Genomic DNA, 22995 nt, shown 5'->3' on the forward strand with positions numbered 1-22995 from the left:
CGGCGGTCCTACCTGTTGCATCACTTGTAGCCATTCCACAATGGCTCAGGGAACAGTGTGCGTTCGCATTCCAGCCAAAGCTCAGCCAGGCTTGACCCGGGCTCACGCAACCAGCGCAGCTGTATGCCATCCATTGCCGCATGGCAAGTGTGAATCGTTTCGATTACATTCACCCCTGCCGGTAACAACCAATCCACACTTGCCTCACCTGCCGTAATCGTAGCTTCGCGTCGATTGAAATAGTCGTGGGCTGGATGGTCTGGATTGAGACTTTCCACCGATAGCATCGAGAACATGCGCACGTGGTCAGGGCGGTGCTCATTAATCGCCACATTGCGTCGATAATAATCAGGAAGTAGGGGAGGTTGCTTGGCGCGCTCTTCCGCAGACATGGCCATCAGTTGTTCCTGATAGTCGCGCAATTCCTGCGGATGATCATAGCGTTGCTCGATAAGCATGCTCATCAGCGTCTGCTTGTTTTTGATGTAGTACAAGAGATTTTGTTTGCTCATGCCCGTTGCTTCGCCAATGCGTTCAAGAGAAGTGCCATAGTAGCCATACGTTCCCATAAGCTCAGTGGCCGCGTCCAGTATGGTTTCGATTTTCTCGTTGCGTTTGGCCATAGTCAGGCTCCCATTCCTTGTGGTATTCCCGGTTTTCGTTCCCATCTGGCGTGGCAAATGGGTAGGTTTTCATCCACCTTATCAACCCTTTTGACCTTTCGGTAAAAAATTTTGAGCAACACGCCGTTTCATCATTGCAGAATTTTACCGGTCGGTATATATTTTACCTATCGGTCAGTTTTACCGAACGGTAAAATACTATCGACGCCGTGCCGCAAAGGAGGACACGTGATGACTACGGAATCAGAGAAAATCAATCAACCCAAAGAACTTGCCGCTGAGCAAACAGCGACGATATCGACAATCACCATGCCATTCAAGCAGCGAGCCCGATTCCTGGTGGGCTTCATGCTGTGCGGCATACTGTGGTATGCGCCATTCGCAGCAGTTATCGGCATCCTATTGCCGCAGCGATTCCTTGACGATGGAGTAGCCGACCCAACCGCACTTGTGGCACAGCTCAACTCCATTGGTGCGTTCGTAGCTCTGTTTGCAAACCTGCTGTGGGGCACCTTATCCGATAGATCGCGTTCAAAATTCGGCCGCCGCAGTCCATTCATTATTATCGGTGCAGCTCTGGCTGGACTGTTTCTGTGGTTGACCTCAGTGGTTGGAAGCGCACCGCTTATTATTCTGTGCTGGTGTGGTGCCCAGCTGTTCCTCAACATGTTATTGGCACCGTTCTTCGCTGTGCTGTCCGACCGTGTGCCTGAAAACAACCGTGCCAGTATGTCCGCCGCCTATGGCCTCGGTGTTGCTATTGGCCAGTCCGTCGGACAGATAATGAGTGCGGCCTTGCTCACCAATGTTGGTTTCGGCATCCTGTGCTCCGGCATCTGCCTTGGCGTATGTGGTCTCATCGTCGTGGTCATCTGGCCGAAGGAACCATCTGCGGCAAACTTGCCTGCACCGGATCATGGCGATGGTGCCGCTTCAATCATTCGCTCGTTCACGCCGCCGACGAAGAGTTGCCGAGACTTTTACCTCGCACTATTCGGCCGCCTGTTTATCACTATTTCCATCTACATGATTGCCAACTACCAGCTGTACATTTTCCGCGAATATATCGGACTGAATACGGCTGGTGCGTCCGCAGCCCTGTCAACCGCCGCCGTCATCATCATGATTGCATCGTTGCTTGCCTCCGCCATAGCTGGACCATTGTCTGACTTCCTGCACCGACGCAAGCCGTTGGTCATCGCATGTGCACTGATTATCGCAACTGGCTTCCTCGTTCCGGCATTCTTCCCGAGCGTGTGGGGCATGTACGTGTGGGCGGCACTTCACGGATTCGGCTGCGGCGTGTACAACGCATGCGATCAAGCGCTCAACGTCGATGTATTGCCTGACCCAGCTGAAGCCGGCAAAGATCTCGGCATTCTCAATCTGTCGAACACAGTTGGCCAGATGATCGGACCTATTGCCACATCAGCAATTGTGATCGCATTCGGCAGCTACCGTCTCGCCTTCATCATCGGCGCGATTGTGCTTGTCTGCTCCTGCGTGTGCATCGGCCTTATTCGAAAAGCCAAGTAACAGCCCAACAAAGCTGTGATTCAACACTGCAATAAACCCTCTTCAACATATTCGACAATTGCAACAGTCTAAGGAACATCATCATGACCACCATCAATGACCTCACTCTCGAAGAGAAAGCTGCAATCACCTCCGGATTGGACGCATGGCATCTTCAAGGCCTTGAATCCCAAGGTATTCCCAGCTACATGATCACCGACGGACCTCACGGTCTGCGCAAAATGCGTCACGCAACCGGATTGTACGACACCGTACCAGCTACCTGCTTCCCGCCTGCAGCTGGATTCGCCAACTCATGGAATCCAGAACTCGTGCAGGAAGTCGGTGCTGCAATGGGTGAGGAATGCGTGCAAGAGAAGGTCGCCGTACTGCTCGGCCCTGGCGTTAACATCAAGCGCAATCCACTCGGCGGCCGTTGCTTTGAATATTGGAGCGAAGACCCATGCTTAACTGCGCATCAGGCCGCAGCGCTGGTGGAAGGCGTCCAATCACAGGGCATTGGAACGTCGTTAAAGCATTTCGCTGCCAACAATCAGGAAACCGATCGCATGCGTGTCTCCGTACGCGTCAGCGAACGTGCATTGCGTGAAATCTACCTTGCCGCATTCGAATATGTCATCAAGCATGCCAATCCATGGACGATTATGTGCTCGTACAATCGCATCAACGGCACATATTCTGCCGAAAACAAGTGGCTGCTCACCGATGTGTTGCGCGGCGAATGGGGATATCAAGGCCTCGTGATGAGTGATTGGGGTGCTGTGCACAATCGTGTCGCATCGATTGCAGCCGGATTGAATTTGGAAATGCCTCCGTCTGATACCGATCGAGATGTGGTGATTGCCGTGCGTGATGGTCATCTTGACGAAACGCAACTCGATCGCATGGCTGCCGGCATGCTTAAGCTGCTGGACCAAGTCAAACCGGCCATGAATCGTAACGATTACACATACGATGCCGCTGCGCATGATGAACTTGCCCGCCGTGCTGCACGCGAATCGATCGTGCTGCTCAAAAATGAGAATAACGTTCTGCCATTATCCGCAGACGAACATATTGCGGTTATCGGTGAATTCGCCCGCACGCCGCGATATCAGGGCGGCGGATCGTCGCATATCACGCCCACGCATCTCACTTCATTCCTTGACGCATTGCAGACTCGCGGCATTGATGCAGAATTCGCCCCTGGATTCACCCTTGACGGCTCCGAGCAGGATGCTGCGCTCACCAAGGAAGCCCAAGCAGTGGCCTCCAATGCCGATAAAGTTGTGCTGTTCCTTGGTCTGCCAGATGAGGCTGAATCAGAAGGATATGATCGCAGCGATATCGATCTTCCAGCCAAGCAAATCGAGGTGCTGCATGCCGTGCGCGCGATGAACCCGAACACTGTAGTCGTGCCTCGAATGGGTCAACCGTGGGTGTCGCTGATTGGCAAGACGACGCTGCAGTACTGGTCGAGGCATGGTTGCTCGGGCAGGCAGGGGGAGCGGCCGCCGCCGATGTGCTCTACGGTGACGTGGATGCGACTGGAAGACTGTCACAGACGATTCCGTTGCGACTCGCTGATGATCCGTCGACAATTAACTTCCCTGGAGGAGAAGGCAACGTCGATTACGGCGAAGGTGTATTCGTCGGCTACCGGTATTACGACACGCAGAACATTCCTGTCGCCTATCCGTTCGGTCATGGTCTGAGCTACACAACGTTCGAGCTCAGTGACGTTACCGCGCACGTTACTGGCCCCGCATCGGCAACGGTACAAGTGAACGTCACTAATACTGGAAACCGCGCGGGCTCCCAAGTTGTGCAACTGTATGTTGCGCCTCGTCATGAATCTGCCGCAGCGCGTCCTGCACATGAGTTGCGCGCATTCTCCAAAATCAAGTTGGAGCCAGGTGAAACGAAGACGGTTCATTTCAATCTGACCGAACGCGACTTCTCGTATTGGTCCGAACGGCACCATGACTGGCATGCCGAAGCGGGAGCATACGCTATCGAACTCGGTTTCTCGTCACGTGACGTCCAAACCGAGACAACCGTAACCATTGACGGCGATGGCAAAGCAATGCCACTAGGAGATATGGCCACGATGAGCGAATGGCTGGCCGACCCAATCGGTCATGACATCTTCATGCGTCAGGCTGCAAAGCTGGAAGCGGAAGGCATTCGCGTCTTCCCAGATGACCCAGTCAATCGCATCTTCTTCGATGCGGCCCCACTGAACAGCATCACATCGTTCATGGGCCCGCAAGGCCGCCGACTGCGTGAAGCCGTACTCGCTGCATACGCAGCTCGCGCATAATCAGACAGAATTCACAAGCAGAATTCACAAGCATAAGGAGCATCATTGATGAGCATCATGCAGATGTTCGGTTCTGAATTCCTTGGAACGATGATGATGATTGCTATAGGCACGATGGTATGCGGCAGCCGATTGCTGCCAAATACCGGAGCACACCGTAATGATTGGATCAATGTCTCACTCGGATGGGGACTGGCAGTATTCATTGGTGTGTACGTGGCATGGCCAACTGGCGGCCACCTGAATCCAGTGGTCACGCTGGCTCGCGTTGTTCAGCACTGTTTCAACAGCGATACGACTCTTAATGGAGCCTCACTGACGAACGGCGGCATCGCGGTAACAGCCGGCAACGTAGCAATCTATATCACCGCGCAATTTCTTGGTGCATTCATTGGTGCTCTTTTAGGATTTGTGGCGATGCGCCGGCACTTTGACGGAACCGCCGATCCGGATGCTGTGCTGACCGTGTTCTGCACCAAGCCATCGATTGCCTCGCCTGTTTGGAATGTCGTCAGCGAGGCAATCGGCACGGCGATACTGGTCACGTGGATTATGGTCAATGGTGGCACTCCCACACAAGTCGGTCCGCTTGCTACCGCATTGGTTATTACTGTGCTGGTTATGGCATTGGGTGGTGTATCCGGAGCGGCACTTAATCCCGCACGTGACTTCTGCCCAAGGCTTGTGCACAGACTGCTGCCAATCGCTGGCAAAGGTAGCTCCGAATGGAGTTATGCGTGGGTGCCATTTGTTGGGCCTACTCTTGGCGCTATTGCCGGAGTGCTCGTTCCTGAAGCCTTCGGACTCATGGCTTAAATGGAAGACAATACAGGCGGTGCTGACCTTATCAATGCGAATTGCAGCACCGCCATGAAGAATGTCGGCACTCATTCCTATCGTGTCGCATGTTGATTAACAGTCCAGGCCTGCACATAGTACCGCGGGCCCCGATAGCAAAGGACACATCATGGCGTTAAGCTCCATCTCCATTACAGTCAACGGCGAAGCGAAGGAGGTGGAAGCAACCACCACTGGCGTTGAGCTGTTCGCGGAAGACAAGAACATCATCGCAGTCAAGATCAATGGCGAAAACCGTGATCTCTACACGCCGCTTGCAGACGGCGACTCCGTGATGCCTATCGCCCTTGATTCCGAAGACGGTCTGGCAATCATGCGTCACTCCGCCACCCACGTCATGGCCCAGGCCGTGCAGGAAATCTATCCGAACGCCAAGCTCGGCGTTGGTCCGGTTATCAAGGATGGCTTCTACTACGATTTCCAGGTTGATAAGCCCTTCACTCCGGAAGATCTGAAGGAAATCGAAAAGCGCATGCAGCGCATTATCAAGTCCTCCCAGTCCTTCCGCCGTCGCGCTGTAAGCGAAGAGGAAGCCCTGAAGGAAGAGGCTGACCAGCCATTCAAGATTGAGCTCATCGAAGACAAGGAAGCTCATCTTGACCCGGCTGCCGCCACTGAAATCTCCGAAAAGGAACTGAGCTTCTACGACAACGTCGACCGTGACGGCAACGTGGTGTGGAAGGATCTGTGCCGCGGACCTCACCTGCCGAACACCCGTTACATCAAGGCATTCAAGATTGAGCGTTCTGCAGCCGCCTACTGGCGTGGCTCCGAAAAGAACCCGACCATGCAGCGCATCTACGGCACCGCTTGGGCTACCAAGGAAGATCTGAAGGCATACCAGACCCGTCTCGAGGAAGCCGCCAAGCGCGATCACCGTAAGCTCGGTGCTGAAATGGATTTGTTCTCCTTCCCGGATGAGATCGGCCCTGGTCTGGCTGTGTTCCACCCGAAGGGTGCCGCTGTGATCAACGCGATGGAGGACTACTCCCGCGAGATGCACCGCAAGTACCATTACAGCTTCGTGCAGACCCCGCACATCACCAAGGGCGGTCTGTATGAGACTTCCGGCCACCTGCACTGGTACAAGGACGGCATGTACCCGCCCATGCACCTCGATGAGGAAAAGGACGCAGAAGGCAACATCACCAAGCCGGGCGCTGACTACTACCTGAAGCCGATGAACTGCCCGATGCACAACCTGATCTTCAAGTCCCGCCAGCGCTCCTACCGTGAGCTGCCGCTGCGACTGTTCGAGTTCGGCACTGTGTACCGTTACGAGAAGTCCGGTGAGGTTCATGGTTTGACCCGTGTTCGTGGTTTGACTCAGGATGATTCCCACATCTACTGCACCCGCGAACAGATGAAGGACGAGCTGACCAACCTGCTCACCTTCGTGCTCAAGGTACTGCGCGACTTCGGCCTGACCGACTTCTACCTGGAGCTTTCCACCAAGGATGAGCACAAGTACGTCGGCTCCGACGAAATCTGGGAGGAGGCCACCAACACGCTGCGCGAAGTGGCCGAGGCCTCGCACCTCGATCTCGTCGCCGATCCGGGTGGTGCTGCCTTCTACGGCCCGAAGATCTCCGTGCAGGCTCGTGACGCCATTGGCCGCACTTGGCAGGTCTCGACCATTCAGCTTGATTTCAACCTGCCTGAGCGCTTCCAGCTCGAGTACATCGCCAAGGATGGTACTCACCAGCGCCCGGTGATGATTCACCGTGCACTGTTCGGTTCCATCGAGCGTTTCTTCGCCGTGCTGCTGGAGCACTATGCAGGCGCCTTCCCGGCGTGGCTTGCCCCGGTTCAGGTACTTGGCGTGCCGGTTGCCGACGAATTCGCTCCGCATCTGGAAGAGTTCGTCAAGTCCCTTGAGGACGAAATGGTTCGTTGCGAGATCGATTCCTCCGACGATCGCTTCGGCAAGAAGATTCGCAACGCATCCAAGTCCAAGGTGCCGTTCATCCTCATCGTCGGTGAGGAAGACATGAACAACAACTCCGTGAGCTTCCGCTTCCGTGACGGCAGCCAGCTCAACGGTGTGCCGGTGGATGAGGCTCGCGCCGATATCCTCACCGTGATCAAGAAGCGCGTCCAGGTCAACTCCGCGGACGACTTCAAGGCAGCTATCGCAGACTGATTTTCTGCGTTTTTCTAGGCCGGTAATTGGCCATGTCTAATTACCGGCCTACAATCATTCCGTTTGACATCATTCGTTTAATCGCTAGGAGCACCAATGTCAGGTCATTCCAAGTGGGCGACCACCAAGCACAAGAAGGCCGCTATCGACGCTAAGCGCGGCAAGCTCTTCGCCAAGCTCATCAAGAACATCGAAATCGCCGCTCGTCTCGGCGGCGGTGATCCGGACGGCAACCCGTCCCTGTACGACGCCATCTACAAGGCCAAGAAGGCTTCCATGCCGGCCGACAACATCGCCCGCGCTGTCAAGCGTGGCTCCGGTGCTGAAGATGGTGCCGCCAACTACGAGGACATCGTATACGAGGGCTACGCTCCTGCAGGCGTTGGCCTCATCATTGAGTGCCTTACCGATAACCGCAACCGTGCAGCTGCAGAAGTCCGCTCCACCCTGACCAAGGGCAACGGCTCTCTGGCTACCTCCGGTTCCGTGGCCTTCAACTTCGAGCGTAAGGGCCAGATTGTGGTTCCTTCCGAAGGCGTGGACTACGACAAGCTCTTCGAAACCGCTGCTGAAGCTGGCGCTGAAGACGTGACCGATGACGGCGAAGTCTACACCGTTATCACCGGCCCGTCCGACCTCTTCACGGTTCGTAAGGCCCTGCAGGATTCCGGCTTTGACTACGATTCCGCTGATCAGGTTATGCAGCCGAAGAACGAAGTCGAACTGAGCCTCGAAGATGCTCGCAAGGTCTCCAACCTCATCGACAAGCTCGATGATCTGGACGATGTGCAGAACATCTACTCCAACTGGACCGCTTCCGATGAGGTTATGGCCCAGCTTGATGAGGAGTAATCCACAGTGATTATTCTTGGCGTCGATCCCGGGCTTACACGCTGCGGGGTCGGCGTGATTGAAGCCGGCGAACATCGCCGGCTTTCGTTTATTCACGTCGACGTAGTACGTTCTTCCCCTGATATCTCTCAGGATTTGCGATTGCTGGCAATTTACAACGGTTTGTCTGAAAAAATGGACCGTTTTGCCCCAGATAGTGTGTCTATCGAACGTGTATTCGCGCAATCCAATCGCAATACGGTACTTGGCACGGCACAAGCAGCAGGCCTTGCCATGCTGGCTGCCGCTCAACGCAATATCCCAGTGGCATTGCACACGCCGACCGAAGCAAAGCTGGCCATTACTGGCAATGGACAAGCCCAGAAAATCCAAGTGGAGCGTATGGTCACCCGAATTCTCAATCTCACCAAGATGCCAACCCCGGCTGATGCCGCCGATGCTCTCGCGTTGGCCATTTGCCATGCGCTGCGCCCCGCTGGGGCATTGCAAGGCGGTGAACGGGAGCAGCATCTCACCCCAGCACAACGTCAATGGGCCGAGGCTGCACAGCATACGGCACGTCGACGCATGAATCACGACCGAGGCATGTAGTATACTTCGAACAGTTGTTCGATTATATGTGCATAGCAGGCACCACGGCGTGAAAGGGAGCATGAATGATTGGTATGCTGACCGGCCGGGTTGAATCGGTGGATGCCGATACCGCGCTGATTGATGTTGGGGGAGTGGGATATGAAGTGCGCATGTCCGTCTCAGATCTTGGCAGGCTTCATGCCGGTCAAGATACCCGCGTATACACGTATCTCAACATTTCACAAGATGCTGTGACATTGCATGGTTTTCTTGACCGAGATGCCAAGAAAACCTTTCTGCAACTCATTAAGGTTTCCGGTATTGGTCCTAAAGTCGCGCAATCACTGCTCTCCACGCTAACGCCGATTCAGTTGGCTCGTGCCATTGCCGACAATGACGCTACTGCTCTTGCCAAAGCTCCAGGGCTGGGCAAAAAAGGTGCGCAAAAAATCATTCTCGAGCTGAAGGGCTCGATTGATTTGAGCCAGATTGAAGCAACGCAATCTGCTGCGTCAACGGCACAACAGCCGATTGATACTGGCATGGAACAAGTTATTGAAGGCCTGATTTCTTTGGGATGGCGTCAGCAGGACGCTCAACAGGCAGTTACTGAAGCTATTGCGGACAACGATATCAACACGCCTTTGGCTGCGGACGATGTGCCGCGTGTGCTCCGCTTTGCTCTGGCGTTGATGGATAGGGGGCGGTAATGAACGAAGCAGCAGATTTCGGCACGTCAAATACGGGAGCCAATGAGGAATCCCTGCGCATGGTTTCCTCGCAGCCTATCGGCAACGAACCGGTCAGCGACGAGGAACTTCGCCCGCATGTATTGGATGGCTTCATCGGCCAGCCAAGACTTAAGGCGCAGCTTCAACTGTTTCTGGATGCCGCGCGCAAGCGCGATGTTCCACCGGATCATATTCTGCTCGCAGGCCCTCCCGGCCTCGGCAAAACCACCCTGGCCATGATTGTGGCGAACGAGCTTGAAGTGCCCATCCGTGTGACTTCCGGTCCGGCGGTTCAGCATGCTGGCGATTTGGCTTCGATTCTGAGCTCTCTCGATACTGGCGAAGTACTGTTTATCGACGAGATTCATCGTTTGCCGAGAGCCGCTGAGGAACTCCTGTACATCGCGATGGAGGATTTCCGTGTGGATGTCATGGTGGGTAAAGGTCCGGGCGCGAGCTCAATCCCATTGACATTGCCCCGATTCACTGTAATCGGTGCCACCACGCGTGAAGGCATGCTGCCCAGCCCGTTGAGAGCACGTTTCGGCTTCACCGCACATCTCGATTATTATCCGCATGAGGAGCTGGAGAAGCTTATCGATCGTTCAGCTAACGTGCTGGGCGTCAACCTTGATGAAGGTTCGGCTGCGGAAATGGCACGTCGTTCCAGAGGTACGCCGCGTATCGCTAATCGTTTGCTGCGCCGTGTACGTGATTGGGCTATTGTCCATGACCTTATCGTGGTGCGTCCTGACGATATTAAAGAAGCGCTGTCGCTGTATCAGATTGACTCTGAAGGACTGGATCGTCTGGATATTGCTGTGCTGAACGCTATTGTGCGCAATTTCAATGGTGGCCCAGTAGGTCTCAACAATCTCGCGGCCATGGTAGGCGAGGAGTCCGAAACCGTGGAAACGGTATGCGAACCGTATCTGGTGCGTGAAGGCTTCCTTGTCCGTACACCGAAAGGTCGTGTCGCCACTGAAAAAGCATGGCAGCATTTAGGTCTTACGCCTACAGATGATGTCAGCAAGCTCTTCTAGACTTTAGCCTGTTTGCACAATCCGGTTATGTGTCAATATGCGCCATAACCGTTGTTTTTAAAGGAGTTTTCCGTGGAATCATACGCAATGCTTATCGTCATGGTTGTGGTCATCGGCGGCATGATGTGGTGGCAGTCCAAGAAGGCCAAGCAGCAGCAGGCCGAAAAGCAGGACTTCCGCCGCAACCTGCAGCCGGGTACCGAGGTCATCACCATCGGTCAGGTGATTGGCAAGGTTGTGGAAGTCGACGAGCAGTACGAGGAAATCGTCATCGATTCCGAGGGCTCTAAGATGCGTTTCGCGTTCAACGCCATCGCTCGCGAATACACCCGCCCGGCATACGTGTCCGACGATGAGGTAGACGAGAACGGCAACCCGCTGCCGACCGACGAGCAGGAAGCCCCGGCCAATGACGAAGCAGGTCAGGAACCCATCGACGCCACTGTTGTCGAAAACGAAGAAGACAGCAACAAGGCCGAAACCGAAGCAAAGTAAGCTCTTCAACTCGGTAGAGCACAACCCACGAGGATTCAAGAGGCGAAATAGCACTATGGCACAATCGGACATCACCATCGAAGCATTGAGCGCAGTCGGTCAGGAAGACGCGGAATACCTGGTATCGCTGGTCCGCTCTGTTCCCGGTTTCCCCAAGGAAGGCATCATCTTCCGCGATTTTATGCCGGTTATCGCCGATCCTCGTGGATTGAAGATTCTGTTGAAGGCACTCGAACAGGCACTTCCGGTCAACCCGGATGATTTCGATGTGATTGCCGGGCTGGAATCTCGTGGTTTCCTGTTTGGACCGTCACTTGCCGAGCATTACGGCAAGGGCTTCATCGCCGTGCGCAAGGCCGGCAAGTTGCCGCCTGAAACCATCGGCGAATCCTACGATTTGGAATACGGTACTGCAAGCGTTGAAATCGAGACCACTGCGATTCATGAAGGCGAACGTGTTTTGATCGTCGATGATCTTATTGCCACTGGCGGCACCGCCAAGGCCGCGGCCGATCTGATTGAAAAGGCCGGTGGCAAGGTCGCAGGCTTCAGCTTCGTGATGAAGCTCAATGGCCTGGACGGTCTGGATAAGCTCGGTAATGTACCGGTAAGCTCGCTTATTTCAATGCCTGCCTGAGCGTTCTGTCTCACCAGTTAATCTTCGTTTTTATCGTCCGGCATGTACCATGTACAGTTACATGCCGGATTATTCATTTCATCAGGGAAGGATCCATGGACCTTTACGAATACCAGGCACGAGAGCTGCTGGAGGAACAGGACATCCCCACCCCGGGTGCCATCTTCGCCCAGAACTCCCATGAAGTTGCCGAAGCAGCAGACAAAATCGGATACCCCTGCGTCATCAAGGCCCAGGTGAAAATCGGCCACCGTGGCCAGGCGGGCGGCGTAAAGATTGCGCATAACCGTGACGAGGCCATTCTGGAATCGGAAAGCATTCTTCCGATGACCATTCACGGGCACAAGGTGTCTGGTGTATTGGTGGCTGAAGCCAAGAACATTCTGCACGAGTATTACGTGTCCATTTCCGTGGATCGTACTTCCCGCGATTTCGACGTGCTGGCCACCGCAAACGGTGGTACCGAGGTTGAGGAAATCGCCAAGGAACACCCTGAATCGGTGAAGCGTCTTCATATTGAAGCCTTAGGTGATTTCGATCTTGAGGCTGCAACCAAGATGGCTGAAAGCATTGGCTTCTACCACGCCGATGTTGATCAGGCCGCTCAAATTCTTTTAAAGATGTGGCGCTGCTTCAAGGAAAATGACGCCACATTGGTGGAAATCAACCCGTTGGCCAAGATCGGCGACCCGGATGATGAATCCACTAAGCAGCTGTGCGCATTGGATGCCAAGATTTCCTTGGATGACAATGCCTCCTTCCGCCATGATGGATGGACCCGTTTTGAAGACCCGATCGTTCCCGATCCTTTCGAGCAGAAGGCACGCGAGCACGGCCTGCATTACGTGCATCTGCACGGTGAAGTAGGCGTTATCGGTAACGGTGCTGGCCTGGTCATGAGCTCGCTCGATGCTGTATCCGGCGCTGGTGAGGAACAGGGCACCGGTATCAAGCCGGCAAACTTCCTCGATATCGGTGGTGGTGCATCTGCAGCGGTGATGGCCAGCAGCCTCGAAATCGTGCTGTCTGACCCGCAGGTCGAATCAGTGTTCATCAACGTGTATGGCGGCATCACTTCCTGCGTTGAAGTGGCTAATGGCATTCTTGAAGCTGTTAAGACGCTTGGTAGCTCCAAGCCCATCGTCGTTCGTTTCGACGGTAACGCAGCAGCAGAAGGTTTGCATATTCTGTCTGAAGCCGCTAATCCGACCATTCATGTGTCTGAAACCATGGAAGGCGCAGCCCAGAAGGCTGCTCAGCTTGCCGCTGACGCCACCCAGTCCAAGGAGATTCGCTGATGCTGTTTATTGAAGACGGCGCACCCGTTATCGTACAAGGCATGACCGGCCATCAGGGCATGACGCATACCGCTCGTATGCTCAAGGCTGGAACCAACATCGTTGGCGGTGTGAATCCGCGTAAGGCCGGCACTTCCGTAACGTTCGCCGCAGCCCGCAATGGCGAGGACGCTGATATTCCAGTGTTCGCCACCTGCCAGGATGCTCGTGAAGCCACAGGTGCCAAGGCGAGCGTGGTGTTTGTGCCACCGCGCTTCGCCAAGAGTGCTGTGGTCGAAGCCGTGGAAGCTGGCATCGAACTTATTGTGGTGATTACCGAAGGTATTCCGGTCGCCGACTCCGCTTACTTCGTTGAGCTTGCTCTGCAGAAGGGCGTGCGCATCATCGGACCGAATTGCCCGGGTCTTATCACTTTGGGCGAGCCCGGTGTGAACCTCGGCATTATTCCGGATGGTATTGTCGGCCGCGGTCCTCTCGGCTTGGTCTCCAAGTCCGGCACGTTGACCTATCAGCTGATGGGTGAGCTCTCCGATATCGGTTTCACCGCCTGCCTAGGCGCTGGCGGCGACCCGATTGTCGGCACTACGCTGCTCGAGGCCTTGGAAGCTTTTGAAGCCGATCCCAACACCAAGGCAGTCATGATGATTGGTGAGATTGGTGGCTTTGCCGAGCAGGAAGCCGCAGCATGGGCCAAGGAACACATGACCAAGCCCGTGGTGGCATACATTGCTGGCTTCACCGCTCCTGAAGGCAAGCAGATGGGGCATGCCGGCGCCATTGTTTCCGGCGGCAAAGGCACTGCTCAGGATAAGAAAAACGCACTCGAAGCAGCGGGTATCCCGGTTGGCAAGACGCCGGGTCAGGCTGCACAATTCATGCGCGACATTCTTACCAAGAACAACATCATCTGATCGCCTATAGAACGGTCTTTATGAAAACATTGATACGCCGATGGGTGCGAGGGATCGTAGTCGCCCTCGCATCCATGGCAGTATACGCGATAGCAATAGGTTGCTTCATCGCTTTAATGCTGTTGGTCATCTCCATGGAAGAAGGAGGTGACAATCTTACCGGCAGTACCGTGCCGCTTACCCAAGCAATAGTGCTATTAAGCGAAGGCTCAGGATTTGAAACTGATTCGGTAACGCTTACCATCACACCATTGCTGCTCACTGTTTTATTGGTATGGCTTATCGATACCATTGCAGTGCGGATTAAAGCAGTCGGTGTACACGAATTCGTGGCAGGCCTGATTACTTGGCTGATCATGAACGTCTATTGCCGGCATGCCATTGACGGTGGGCTCGTTGACGCCCAGTGGCTTACGCTTGCTAAAGCGGCTCTCGTGTTTACCCTCGGTTATGTGTTGGCCTGTGCCATCCACTCCGATATTGTGCCAGCATTGAATCAACGTATCCGCGGAATACTGTCTTCTGCAGCCGTCCGCTGCATCAAGCTTGGCATATTCCTGGGAATGCTGATCCTAGGTCTGTATCTAGCGGCTGGTCTGATTACCGTAATCATTTGGATTGTGCTGAACAATGCCGCCGTGGTCTCGATTTTCACCATGTCTGGAATGGAAACGGGATCAAGAATCCTCACTACTATAGCCATGCTGATTTGGCTCCCTAACGTTATGATTTGGGCTATTTCCTGGCTTTTTGGTGCAGGATTCGCTATCGGTGATCTTGCGAACTTTACGCTCTGGGTGGGGCAGTCCAATTCACTGCCAGCAGTCCCGGCATTCGGCATTTTCCCTGAACCTGTGACGAGCGAAGTGTGGCGCACCGTAGCCATGTGCACGCCGTTTGCGATTGCGCTGATTGCAGGCTTGCTGATATTGTTCCTGCCTCAAGGATTCCGATATCGCCCGATGAAGGTGCGAGACGCACAGATACGAAGCTCCGTAATACTTGATTTGGCATATCCTGCTGTGTCGTTCTCAATTGGCGCTGTAATCATTTCGCTGGGGTCTACGTTGCTTTTTGCTCTGTCTAATGGCTCTCTGGGCAAGCATCGTCTTGCCAACGTGGGCGTCAATGTTATGGCATCCACACGAGCAGTAGGCCATCCGGCAGCATTGGGACTCGCTGCAGCGTGGCTTATCGCACTGATTGGCACAGCGCTTGTTTTTTCGATATTCTGGGTAGTTGGAAAAGCCAAGTCTTCCAACACCACTGTTCATACGGCTCGCAGCACTGCTTCCCAGCCGAAATCAGACGTGTCACAATCCCAAAAATCCAAGGAGGAACAAGGATGACAAACACGAACAGGCCGATACGACGGGCACTGGTTTCCGTCTTCCATAAGGAGGGAATCGAAGTACTCGCCGACGCGTTCGTGAAGGCAGGTACCGAGGTCGTGTCCACTGGCTCGACCGCCAAGAAGCTTGCGGAATTGGGTGTCAAGGTCACTGAGGTGTCCGATGTCACTGGTTTCCCGGAATGCTTGGATGGCCGCGTCAAGACACTGCACCCGTACATTCACGCCGGCATCCTCGCAGACATGACCAATCCGGAGCATGCCAAGCAGCTTGAGGAATTCGGCATCAAGCCGTTCGATCTGGTCGTCGTGAACCTGTATCCGTTTGCAGACACTGTACGCTCCGGCGCCAATGAAGCAGACACCATCGAGAAGATTGATATCGGTGGCCCATCCATGGTGCGCGGCGCTGCCAAGAACCACGCTACCGTAGCTATCGTGACCGACCCGGCTGATTACGCGCTGGTCGCCGCTCGCGTTGCAGACGGCACGGGCTTCTCTCTTGAAGAACGTAAGTGGCTCGCTGCTAAGGCATTCGCCCACACTGCTGCCTATGATGCCACGATTAACGAGTGGACTGCTAAGCATTGGCCGAAGCCGGCTTCCCTTGACTCTGTTGAAGTCGATAAGGACGATCAGGGTAGCGAAGTGGACTCTGCCAAGTTCCCGGCGCAGTACACGCGCACATGGGATCGTGCACATACGCTGCGTTACGGTGAGAATTCTCACCAGCAGGCAGCTCTGTACATTGATCCGCTGAACCAGACTGGTTTTGCACATGCTGAGCAGCTTGGCGGCAAGCCGATGAGCTACAACAACTATGTGGATGCCGACGCTGCATGGCGTACCGTTTGGGATATGGCTCCCGCTATCGCTGTTGCCGTTGTCAAGCACAACAATCCTTGCGGTCTCGCTATCGGTGCTACTGCCGCAGAAGCTCATAAGAAGGCCCACGCTTGCGATCCGATGAGCGCGTATGGTGGTGTGATTGCCTGCAATTCCACAGTCACTCTTGAGATGGCCGAAAGCGTGCGCCCGATTTTCACCGAGGTGATTGTCGCTCCGGATTACGAGCCGGACGCTCTGGAACTGCTGCAGACCAAGAAGAAGAACCTCCGCATCCTCAAGGTTGCTGAGCCGCCGAAGGGCCATGAGTCCGTGCGTCAGATTGACGGCGGCCTGCTGGTGCAGGATACCGACCTCATCAACGCTACTGGTGATGATCCGGATGCATGGAAGCTTGTTTCCGGTGAAGCCGCTGATGCTGAAACGCTGAAGGATCTTGTCTTCGCTTGGCGTGCAATTCGTTGCGTGAAGTCCAACGCTATTCTGTTGGCTCACGACCAGGCAACTGTCGGCATTGGCATGGGTCAGGTCAACCGTGTGGATTCCTGCCATCTGGCTGTCGAACGCGCCAACACGCTTGCTGATGGCGCTGATCGTGCAACCGGTTCCGTTGCTGCATCCGATGCATTCTTCCCATTCGCCGATGGCGCTCAGGTGCTGATTGATGCCGGCGTGAAGGCCATCGTTCAGCCGGGCGGATCAATCCGCGATGAAGAAGTCATCGAAGCAGCCAAGAAGGCTGGCGTCACCATGTACCTGACTGGTACTCGCCACTTCTTCCACTGATAGTCACTGATTGATAATCAAGTACTACTGTTGATTATCAATCAACACAACATAGGGGCTTCTCTCGTATACTAACGAGAGAAGCCCCTATCTCTTGCGATAAGAAAGAACATTATGCACAATCATCCTTATGTATCCGAAGCGCATGAAGGCAAGCCGTGGTTCGAATGGATTGTGCTCGGCATTGTTGTGGTAATCGCCGTGTTGGCTGGTCTGGGATACACAATGGCCGCCACGGTGTTGCTTTCCGTGACGGCCATCGGTACAGGGCTCATCCGTTTAATCATGCGTGAGAAGAGCCCATGGAAGGTACGCTCAGTTGCGTTCGACTCCTTCATCGGCATCGCTCTGGGAATCGGCCTGCTGATCACGTACTTCAGCTTCTTCGGCCTGTTCTCCAGCACTTTCCTGCACTGAATCAAAAGGTTCCTGCGCAGCATCATCGGTTGCATCAGCAGTTGCAGCGTCAGCCTCATCCTTCGGCTTCGGCGTGGTAGCCATCTGCACCACAATCATCACCAATGCCACAATAGCGGCGGCAAGTACCGGAGCAACCCAGAACACCCAAAGCTGCTGTGCCGGGTTCTGAGTCAAACCTTCATTCATTGCGGCCAATGCGATGCCAGTGGAGCGTGCAGGGTTCAGGCCAGCACCGGTCACCGGATACGTGATAGCCACAGCAATACCGTAAGCAGCACCCATAATCAGCGGATAACGGTCAGCGGACTCATTGTTCTTGCCCATAGCGGACATAGCTGCTGCCACTACAAGCAGCGAAGCAACTACTTCTACCACAATTGCCAGCGTTACCGAGAACGTAATGCCATACTGGGTGAGCAAGCTGTACGATACTGAGCCCTGCTCAAAACCATTAACGGCAGGGGAGAGCCACACCTTAGCGGCAACCTGCTCGGAAGTCGGCAGCAGCTTGACTACGGCGAAGGCAGCGGCAATGGCACCAATCACCTGAGCAATGACATACAGAATGCCATCCACCAACTTGGTTTTAGAAGTAAGTACTGCAGCAACGGTTACAGCAGGGTTGAGCTGACCACCAGACACGCGGGCGAACAGCGCGGTGATTACCGCATAGGCCAAGCCAGTGGCCAACGGCACAAAGACGACATTGACGCCATATACTGCAGAACCCCACGTAGAGAATGCGTAAATAGCGAAGCACAGCAAAAGGCTGCCGGCAAGTTCTGCACAAACGCGCAAAGCCAGCGGCTGTTGCTTGGTTTCTTCCATGGTTATATTCCTTTTCATCTGTTGGAAGACGGGCGAACCCGCACAAACGTCTGCCAGTCTATCAGTAGTCTGCCTCTCTGGTATTATGTAAAGGTTGGAAAAAGCTGTGAATTTCAGCTTCCAATTCGATGTATTCAATTTCAGGTTGATATACAACCTGCCCGGCCACGTTGGGAGAACGATGCCAAACGCATATTCTCGCGCTGAAAAAGCGCATGATGATTCCAATTCCATTCGTCTGCAGAAGCTGCTCGCTCAGGCAGGCTTCGGTTCCCGCCGCAAGTGCGAAGATATGATTACCGAAGGTCGTGTTGAGGTCGACGGTGAACTGGTGACCGAACTCGGCTCCCGTGTCAACCCGAAGACGCAGCAGGTCCGTGTGGACGGTTCTCGCGTGCGCGTGAACCCGAATCATGTGACTCTCGCACTAAATAAGCCCCGCAAGGTATTGTCCGCCATGGATGACCCTAAGGGCCGTTATACGTTGCGCGACATTGTGGGAGATAAGTACGATCGCATCTTCCATATGGGCCGTTTGGACTACGATTCCGAAGGCCTGATCCTCATGACCAATGATGGTGAACTTTCCCAGCACGTCATGCACCCCAAGTACGAGGTGGAGAAGACCTATATTGCGACTGTGGAAGGCAAACTGTCCGGTACGGTCTGCCGCCGTCTGGTCAAGACCGGCGTGCAGCTGGATGACGGCTGGATCAAGCTCGACCATTGCGCCATCATTGACGCCACGCGCGACTACACAATGGTCAAGGTTGTGCTGCACTCCGGCAAGAACCGTATCGTGCGCCGTATCTTCGGCTCCATCGGCTTCCCGGTAAAGCGCTTGGTGCGTACGCAAATCGGCCCGATCAAGCTCGGTGATCTGAAATCCGGTTCCTACCGCGTACTGTCGCAGACTGAAGTTCGTTCGCTGTCCAAGGAGGTTGGACTGTGATTCGCGTTGCCATTGATGGTCCTGCCGGCGTCGGCAAATCATCCGCATCCAAAGCACTGGCCAAATATTTCGGCTATGCCTACTTGGATACTGGCGCTATGTACCGCGCCTGCGCTTGGTGGTGCTTGCAGCAAGGCATCGATCTTGATGTTGAAACCGTTGACGAGCGTATTGTGACCGAAGCGGTGGGTGAATTCTTCACCGGCGATCACTTTGATATTTCCGTCGACCCGGATAATCCCGGCGTGTTCGCCGATGGCGAGGATATTTCTGAGGCTATTCGTTCCTCTGAGGTTTCCTCACATGTGTCCAAGGTTTCCAATGTGATTCCTGTGCGCAATGTGCTGATTGCTGCACAACGCGCATACATTGCTCGAGAAGCTTCGGTGGATTCGTTCTCCGGTGGTTTGGGCATTGTGGCTGAGGGCCGTGATATCACCACAGTGGTGGCACCGGATGCTGAAGTACGCGTATTGCTGACCGCTCGCGAAGAGGTTCGTCAGGCTCGCCGTAGTGGCCAGGCTGCTTCCGGCGTGGGTACGGAAGATGTTGCTGCCCGCGATAAAGCTGATTCCAAGGTCACCAGCTTCCTGACCGCAGCCGATGGTGTAACCACTATCGATAACTCGGATATGGATTTCGAGCATACGCTTGATGTGCTGATTGGTTTGGTTGAAGATGCCATCGAGAATCAGGAATACGAGCAGTATGCCGCCAATCTCGAAGGCTACGATCTGGATGAAGCGGACGAGGCTCTGATTTCCGGCCGCGGATTCACTGAAGGCGCACGCAAGCCTGGTCCTAAGCCAGTTGGCGTATTAGCGATTGTCGGCCGCCCGAACGTGGGCAAGTCCTCGTTGGTGAATCGTATTCTGGGCCGTCGTGCCGCAGTGGTGGAAGATACACCTGGCGTGACGCGTGACCGCGTTAGCTATGACGCCGAATGGGCCGGCACCGACTTCAAGCTGGTGGATACCGGTGGTTGGGAAGCTGATGTTGAAGGCATCGATTCCGCCATCGCTTCTCAGGCTCAGGTTGCTGTGCAGCTTGCGGATGCCGTGGTGTTCGTCGTGGACGCTCAGGTTGGTATGACCGATACGGATGAGCGCATTGTTAAGATGCTGCGCGCTGCCGGCAAGCCTGTAACACTGGCGGTTAACAAGATCGACGATAATGCCAGCGAATACATGGCTGCTGAATTCTGGAAGCTCGGCTTGGGCGAACCGTATGCAGTGTCTGCCATGCACGGCAGAGGCATGGGTGAACTGCTCGATGCTGCGCTCGATAAACTCAAGAAGGCTGAGAAAACCTCTGGATATTTGACGCCTTCGCATCTACGCCGCGTGGCCTTGGTGGGTCGCCCGAACGTGGGCAAGTCCTCGCTGCTGAACCAGCTTGCACGTGAAGAACGTTCCGTGGTTAATGATCTGGCCGGCACTACGCGTGACCCGGTTGATGAAATCATCGATATCGATGGTGAGGACTGGCTGTTCATCGACACCGCTGGTATTAAGCGCCGTCAGCATAAGCTTTCCGGTGCGGAATACTATTCATCATTGCGTACGCAGGCGGCTATCGAACGTTCCGAACTGGCGTTGATTCTGTTTGACGCATCTCAGCCGATTTCCGATCAGGATTTGAAGGTGATGTCCACTGCAGTGGATGCCGGTCGAGCAATCGTGCTGGTGTTCAACAAGTGGGATGCGATGGATGAGTTCGACAAGCAGCGTCTGGAGCGTCTGTGGAACACTGAGTTCGATCGTGTGACTTGGGCGCAGCGTGTGAATTTGTCAGCTAAGACCGGCTGGCACACCAACCGTTTGGCCAGTGCCATGCACACTGCCTTGGAATCTTGGGATCAGCGTATTCCTACGGGTAAGCTCAACGCTTTCCTCGGCAAGATTCAGGCTGCGCATCCACATCCGCTGCGTGGTGGCAAGCAGCCGCGAATCCTGTTTGCGACTCAGGCCTCCACCCGTCCGCCACGTTTCGTGATCTTCGCTACTGGATTCTTGGAGCATGGATATCGTCGCTATATTGAGCGTTCCTTGCGCGAAGAGTTCGGCTTTGAAGGCACGCCGATTCAGATTTCGGTGAATATCCGCGAAAAGAAGAAGCGCAAGTAGTACTACGCATTTAAAGGCTTTGTGCGATTGAGATTCTTTACTTCTCAGTCTCACAAAGCCTTTTTGTTATTCTGTTGGCTTTCTTTATCTAGGTTGCCCAGCAGGAATGGCGATTACACATTGCAATACTGCAAGTGCGGTAAACAGTGTGAGTGGCGCTACTAATCCTCCGGATAGTTCCGTGAGCATACCGAACGCAAGCGGTCCGACTGAAGCCAGCAAATATCCAATAGACTGCGCTATGCCGGAAAGCGCAACCGTTTCATCAGCGGTACGACCGCGCAAGGAGATTAGCGTTAACGCGACCACCAATGAGGCGCCTTGCCCGATACCGCCGATAACGCTCCATGCAATAGATAATTGCGGCATGAAAATCCAGCCGAGACCAGCAATGACCATGGGAATACTGGATGTGAGCGCTGCGCATACCTGACTGTTATGCACATGCATCAGCGCAGGAATAATCAGGCCGGAAAGAATACCAATCGATTGGAATACAAACAGATGCACACCGGCTTGTGCATCATCGAATCCAGCTGCGGTAGCGACGGACGGCAGCCAATTCGTCATGGTGTAGAACGCGGCTGACTGCAATCCCATGAACAGTGTGACCCACCATGTTGTTGATCGGCGCCATAACGGAGTGGTTTGACGGGAAGCGCTGGGATCTGTTTGTTGGGAATGTTCTGCTGATGTTTTGAGAGTTGCTTTTGCAGCTTTGTCGGGCTGCGTAAGGCCTTTTGTGAATGTGGTTTTCTGCCGCAGCATTGATGCGGTGTATATCATGCGTGCCGCCCATAACACTGCGACAATTATTGGCGGCACGGTCCACACTGCTAAAGCTGCACGCCATCCGCCGAGCGCATGAGCCATCGGTGCAGTAGTCAATCCAGAGATTGCTGAACCGGCTGTAATGCATGCAGAATATACGCCTGTGACAAGCGGAATATGCTGTGCGAAATCACGCTTGGCGATAACTGGCACAAGGACGTTGCCGGTTGCGATTCCAGCGCCAACGGCCATAGTTCCTAACCATATGATCGTTGGTCCGCCAAGAGAACGTGCTGCATTGCCGCAGGCCAGCACCAGCAATGCCAGCAGAATCGATGCGTCCGCTCCAATGCGCGAAGTAAAGAAACGGACCAAAGGGCTGACGGCGGCGAATGCCCATAACGGCATAGCGCCGAGTATGCCCAGTACGGTTTCGCTCCAATGCAGGTCATCTCCAATACTGGTGAGCACTGGGCCGACACCGGACACCGCTGGGCGCAGATTCAATGCCACAAGGAAAATAAAACCTGAGAGTACCGCCATTACTACGGCATCTAATGGTCGTCGTTGATCATTCTCACTACTTTTGCTCACTCCATGATTATAAAGTTGGAAAACGGCCTATAGAGCCAAGCGGGGCTGCGCAGTCGAAGTCGCCCACGTTATGGAATGACTGGGATTCATCTGACGGTCAGGAACAGAATTGGTCCGAGGTTATGTATTTCATCGTGCCCAAGCGTGAGGTTATAGGTCAGATTGTGTGTCTGTTTTTGGCTTGTGCTCTGTTGTGGCAGTAGGAGTGAAACGGTTTCGAGTCGTGTGATGGCGGAGCTCGGGGTCGGCCGGAACGGCCTCCCACACCAAGGTCGAATGGTCTCCTGTTGTCCCGGTAGTTCCGGCAATCGATTGATAC

19 protein-coding genes and 1 pseudogene are annotated in these 22995 nt (G+C 54.5%); 17 read left to right on the forward strand and 3 right to left on the reverse strand.

The annotated features are described in order from the left end of the window. Positions 1 to 20: 20 nt before the first annotated feature. Positions 21 to 623 carry a TetR/AcrR family transcriptional regulator gene (locus tag AC1AY0_RS04955; RefSeq protein WP_476524107.1) on the reverse strand — a complete coding sequence of 201 codons (603 nt, stop codon included), beginning with the start codon at positions 621 to 623 and terminating at the stop codon, positions 21 to 23. Between the two features lie 231 nt (positions 624 to 854). On the opposite strand from AC1AY0_RS04955, the gene AC1AY0_RS04960 reads away from it, so the two are divergent. From AC1AY0_RS04960 to AC1AY0_RS05030, 15 genes and pseudogenes are all read left to right on the forward strand, one after another. Continuing rightward, the gene (locus AC1AY0_RS04960; RefSeq protein ID WP_476524105.1) at positions 855 to 2159 is read left to right on the forward strand and encodes an MFS transporter; all 1305 of its coding nucleotides are present in this window, start codon (positions 855 to 857) and stop codon (positions 2157 to 2159) included. Between the two features lie 83 nt (positions 2160 to 2242). Further along, positions 2243 to 4461: pseudogene (locus tag AC1AY0_RS04965) on the forward strand (glycoside hydrolase family 3 C-terminal domain-containing protein). Positions 4462 to 4509: 48 nt separating this feature from the next. Further along, entirely contained in the window at positions 4510 to 5277 is a 768-nt protein-coding gene (locus AC1AY0_RS04970) for an MIP/aquaporin family protein (protein WP_476524103.1), read from the forward strand. Positions 5278 to 5428: 151 nt separating this feature from the next. After that, the gene (thrS, locus tag AC1AY0_RS04975; protein WP_476524102.1) at positions 5429 to 7462 is read left to right on the forward strand and encodes a threonine--tRNA ligase; all 2034 of its coding nucleotides are present in this window, start codon (positions 5429 to 5431) and stop codon (positions 7460 to 7462) included. Positions 7463 to 7558: 96 nt separating this feature from the next. Further along, complete coding sequence (locus AC1AY0_RS04980; RefSeq protein WP_476524101.1) at positions 7559 to 8314, forward strand: YebC/PmpR family DNA-binding transcriptional regulator; 756 nt, start codon at positions 7559 to 7561, stop codon at positions 8312 to 8314. A 6-nt stretch (positions 8315 to 8320) separates the two neighbouring features. Further along, the gene (gene ruvC / locus AC1AY0_RS04985; RefSeq protein WP_100493980.1) at positions 8321 to 8905 is read left to right on the forward strand and encodes a crossover junction endodeoxyribonuclease RuvC; all 585 of its coding nucleotides are present in this window, start codon (positions 8321 to 8323) and stop codon (positions 8903 to 8905) included. A 65-nt stretch (positions 8906 to 8970) separates the two neighbouring features. Then, complete coding sequence (ruvA, locus tag AC1AY0_RS04990) at positions 8971 to 9597, forward strand: Holliday junction branch migration protein RuvA (RefSeq protein ID WP_476524100.1); 627 nt, start codon at positions 8971 to 8973, stop codon at positions 9595 to 9597. Next, positions 9597 to 10661, forward strand: coding sequence for a Holliday junction branch migration DNA helicase RuvB (gene ruvB, locus AC1AY0_RS04995; protein ID WP_476524099.1), 1065 nt, complete (start codon positions 9597 to 9599; stop codon positions 10659 to 10661). The genes ruvA and ruvB overlap by 1 nt, the downstream gene beginning before the upstream one ends. Before the next feature lie 87 nt (positions 10662 to 10748). Next, entirely contained in the window at positions 10749 to 11156 is a 408-nt protein-coding gene (locus tag AC1AY0_RS05000) for a preprotein translocase subunit YajC (RefSeq protein WP_476524182.1), read from the forward strand. 55 nt (positions 11157 to 11211) lie between these two features. Then, positions 11212 to 11793 carry an adenine phosphoribosyltransferase gene (locus AC1AY0_RS05005; protein ID WP_476524097.1) on the forward strand — a complete coding sequence of 194 codons (582 nt, stop codon included), beginning with the start codon at positions 11212 to 11214 and terminating at the stop codon, positions 11791 to 11793. A gap of 80 nt (positions 11794 to 11873) precedes the next feature. Next, a complete protein-coding gene (gene sucC / locus AC1AY0_RS05010) occupies positions 11874 to 13091 on the forward strand; it encodes an ADP-forming succinate--CoA ligase subunit beta (protein ID WP_476524181.1) in 1218 nt (405 codons plus the stop codon). Beyond that, entirely contained in the window at positions 13091 to 14002 is a 912-nt protein-coding gene (gene sucD / locus AC1AY0_RS05015; RefSeq protein ID WP_476524096.1) for a succinate--CoA ligase subunit alpha, read from the forward strand. Before sucC ends, sucD begins: the two co-directional genes overlap by 1 nt. A gap of 20 nt (positions 14003 to 14022) precedes the next feature. Next, positions 14023 to 15351 (forward strand): cell division protein PerM, encoded by a 1329-nt coding sequence (locus AC1AY0_RS05020; RefSeq protein WP_476525993.1) that lies wholly within the window; start codon positions 14023 to 14025, stop codon positions 15349 to 15351. Beyond that, entirely contained in the window at positions 15348 to 16985 is a 1638-nt protein-coding gene (gene purH, locus AC1AY0_RS05025; RefSeq protein ID WP_476524093.1) for a bifunctional phosphoribosylaminoimidazolecarboxamide formyltransferase/IMP cyclohydrolase, read from the forward strand. Before AC1AY0_RS05020 ends, purH begins: the two co-directional genes overlap by 4 nt. A gap of 114 nt (positions 16986 to 17099) precedes the next feature. After that, on the forward strand, positions 17100 to 17402 hold the full coding sequence (locus AC1AY0_RS05030) for a DUF3017 domain-containing protein (protein WP_476524092.1): 303 nt from the start codon (positions 17100 to 17102) through the stop codon (positions 17400 to 17402). Here AC1AY0_RS05030 and AC1AY0_RS05035 read toward each other — a convergent pair. Then, positions 17301 to 18233, reverse strand: coding sequence for an MIP/aquaporin family protein (locus AC1AY0_RS05035; RefSeq protein WP_476524090.1), 933 nt, complete (start codon positions 18231 to 18233; stop codon positions 17301 to 17303). The two genes, AC1AY0_RS05030 and AC1AY0_RS05035, sit on opposite strands and share 102 nt — an antisense overlap. Positions 18234 to 18414: 181 nt before the next feature. Between AC1AY0_RS05035 and AC1AY0_RS05040 the strand changes: the two genes are divergently transcribed. Further along, positions 18415 to 19185, forward strand: a complete 771-nt coding sequence (locus tag AC1AY0_RS05040) for a pseudouridine synthase (protein ID WP_476524088.1) — start codon at positions 18415 to 18417, stop codon at positions 19183 to 19185. Then, positions 19182 to 21311 carry a bifunctional cytidylate kinase/GTPase Der gene (der, locus tag AC1AY0_RS05045; protein WP_476524087.1) on the forward strand — a complete coding sequence of 710 codons (2130 nt, stop codon included), beginning with the start codon at positions 19182 to 19184 and terminating at the stop codon, positions 21309 to 21311. The genes AC1AY0_RS05040 and der overlap by 4 nt, the downstream gene beginning before the upstream one ends. 84 nt (positions 21312 to 21395) lie before the next feature. Here der and AC1AY0_RS05050 read toward each other — a convergent pair whose 3' ends face one another. Next, a complete protein-coding gene (locus AC1AY0_RS05050; RefSeq protein WP_476525995.1) occupies positions 21396 to 22676 on the reverse strand; it encodes an MFS transporter in 1281 nt (426 codons plus the stop codon). Positions 22677 to 22995 lie beyond the last annotated feature (319 nt).

Source organism: Bifidobacterium sp. LH_416, from assembly GCF_056357055.1.

Coding starts and splice junctions, on each gene's coding strand:
- AC1AY0_RS04955 (WP_476524107.1), bottom strand. CDS start 623: ATGGCCAAACGCAACGAGAAAATCGAAACCATACTGGACGCGGCCACT.
- AC1AY0_RS04960 (WP_476524105.1), top strand. CDS start 855: ATGACTACGGAATCAGAGAAAATCAATCAACCCAAAGAACTTGCCGCT.
- AC1AY0_RS04970 (WP_476524103.1), top strand. CDS start 4,510: ATGAGCATCATGCAGATGTTCGGTTCTGAATTCCTTGGAACGATGATG.
- thrS (WP_476524102.1), top strand. CDS start 5,429: ATGGCGTTAAGCTCCATCTCCATTACAGTCAACGGCGAAGCGAAGGAG.
- AC1AY0_RS04980 (WP_476524101.1), top strand. CDS start 7,559: ATGTCAGGTCATTCCAAGTGGGCGACCACCAAGCACAAGAAGGCCGCT.
- ruvA (WP_476524100.1), top strand. CDS start 8,971: ATGATTGGTATGCTGACCGGCCGGGTTGAATCGGTGGATGCCGATACC.
- ruvB (WP_476524099.1), top strand. CDS start 9,597: ATGAACGAAGCAGCAGATTTCGGCACGTCAAATACGGGAGCCAATGAG.
- AC1AY0_RS05000 (WP_476524182.1), top strand. CDS start 10,749: ATGCTTATCGTCATGGTTGTGGTCATCGGCGGCATGATGTGGTGGCAG.
- AC1AY0_RS05005 (WP_476524097.1), top strand. CDS start 11,212: ATGGCACAATCGGACATCACCATCGAAGCATTGAGCGCAGTCGGTCAG.
- sucD (WP_476524096.1), top strand. CDS start 13,091: ATGCTGTTTATTGAAGACGGCGCACCCGTTATCGTACAAGGCATGACC.
- AC1AY0_RS05020 (WP_476525993.1), top strand. CDS start 14,023: ATGAAAACATTGATACGCCGATGGGTGCGAGGGATCGTAGTCGCCCTC.
- purH (WP_476524093.1), top strand. CDS start 15,348: ATGACAAACACGAACAGGCCGATACGACGGGCACTGGTTTCCGTCTTC.
- AC1AY0_RS05030 (WP_476524092.1), top strand. CDS start 17,100: ATGCACAATCATCCTTATGTATCCGAAGCGCATGAAGGCAAGCCGTGG.
- AC1AY0_RS05035 (WP_476524090.1), bottom strand. CDS start 18,233: ATGGAAGAAACCAAGCAACAGCCGCTGGCTTTGCGCGTTTGTGCAGAA.
- AC1AY0_RS05040 (WP_476524088.1), top strand. CDS start 18,415: ATGCCAAACGCATATTCTCGCGCTGAAAAAGCGCATGATGATTCCAAT.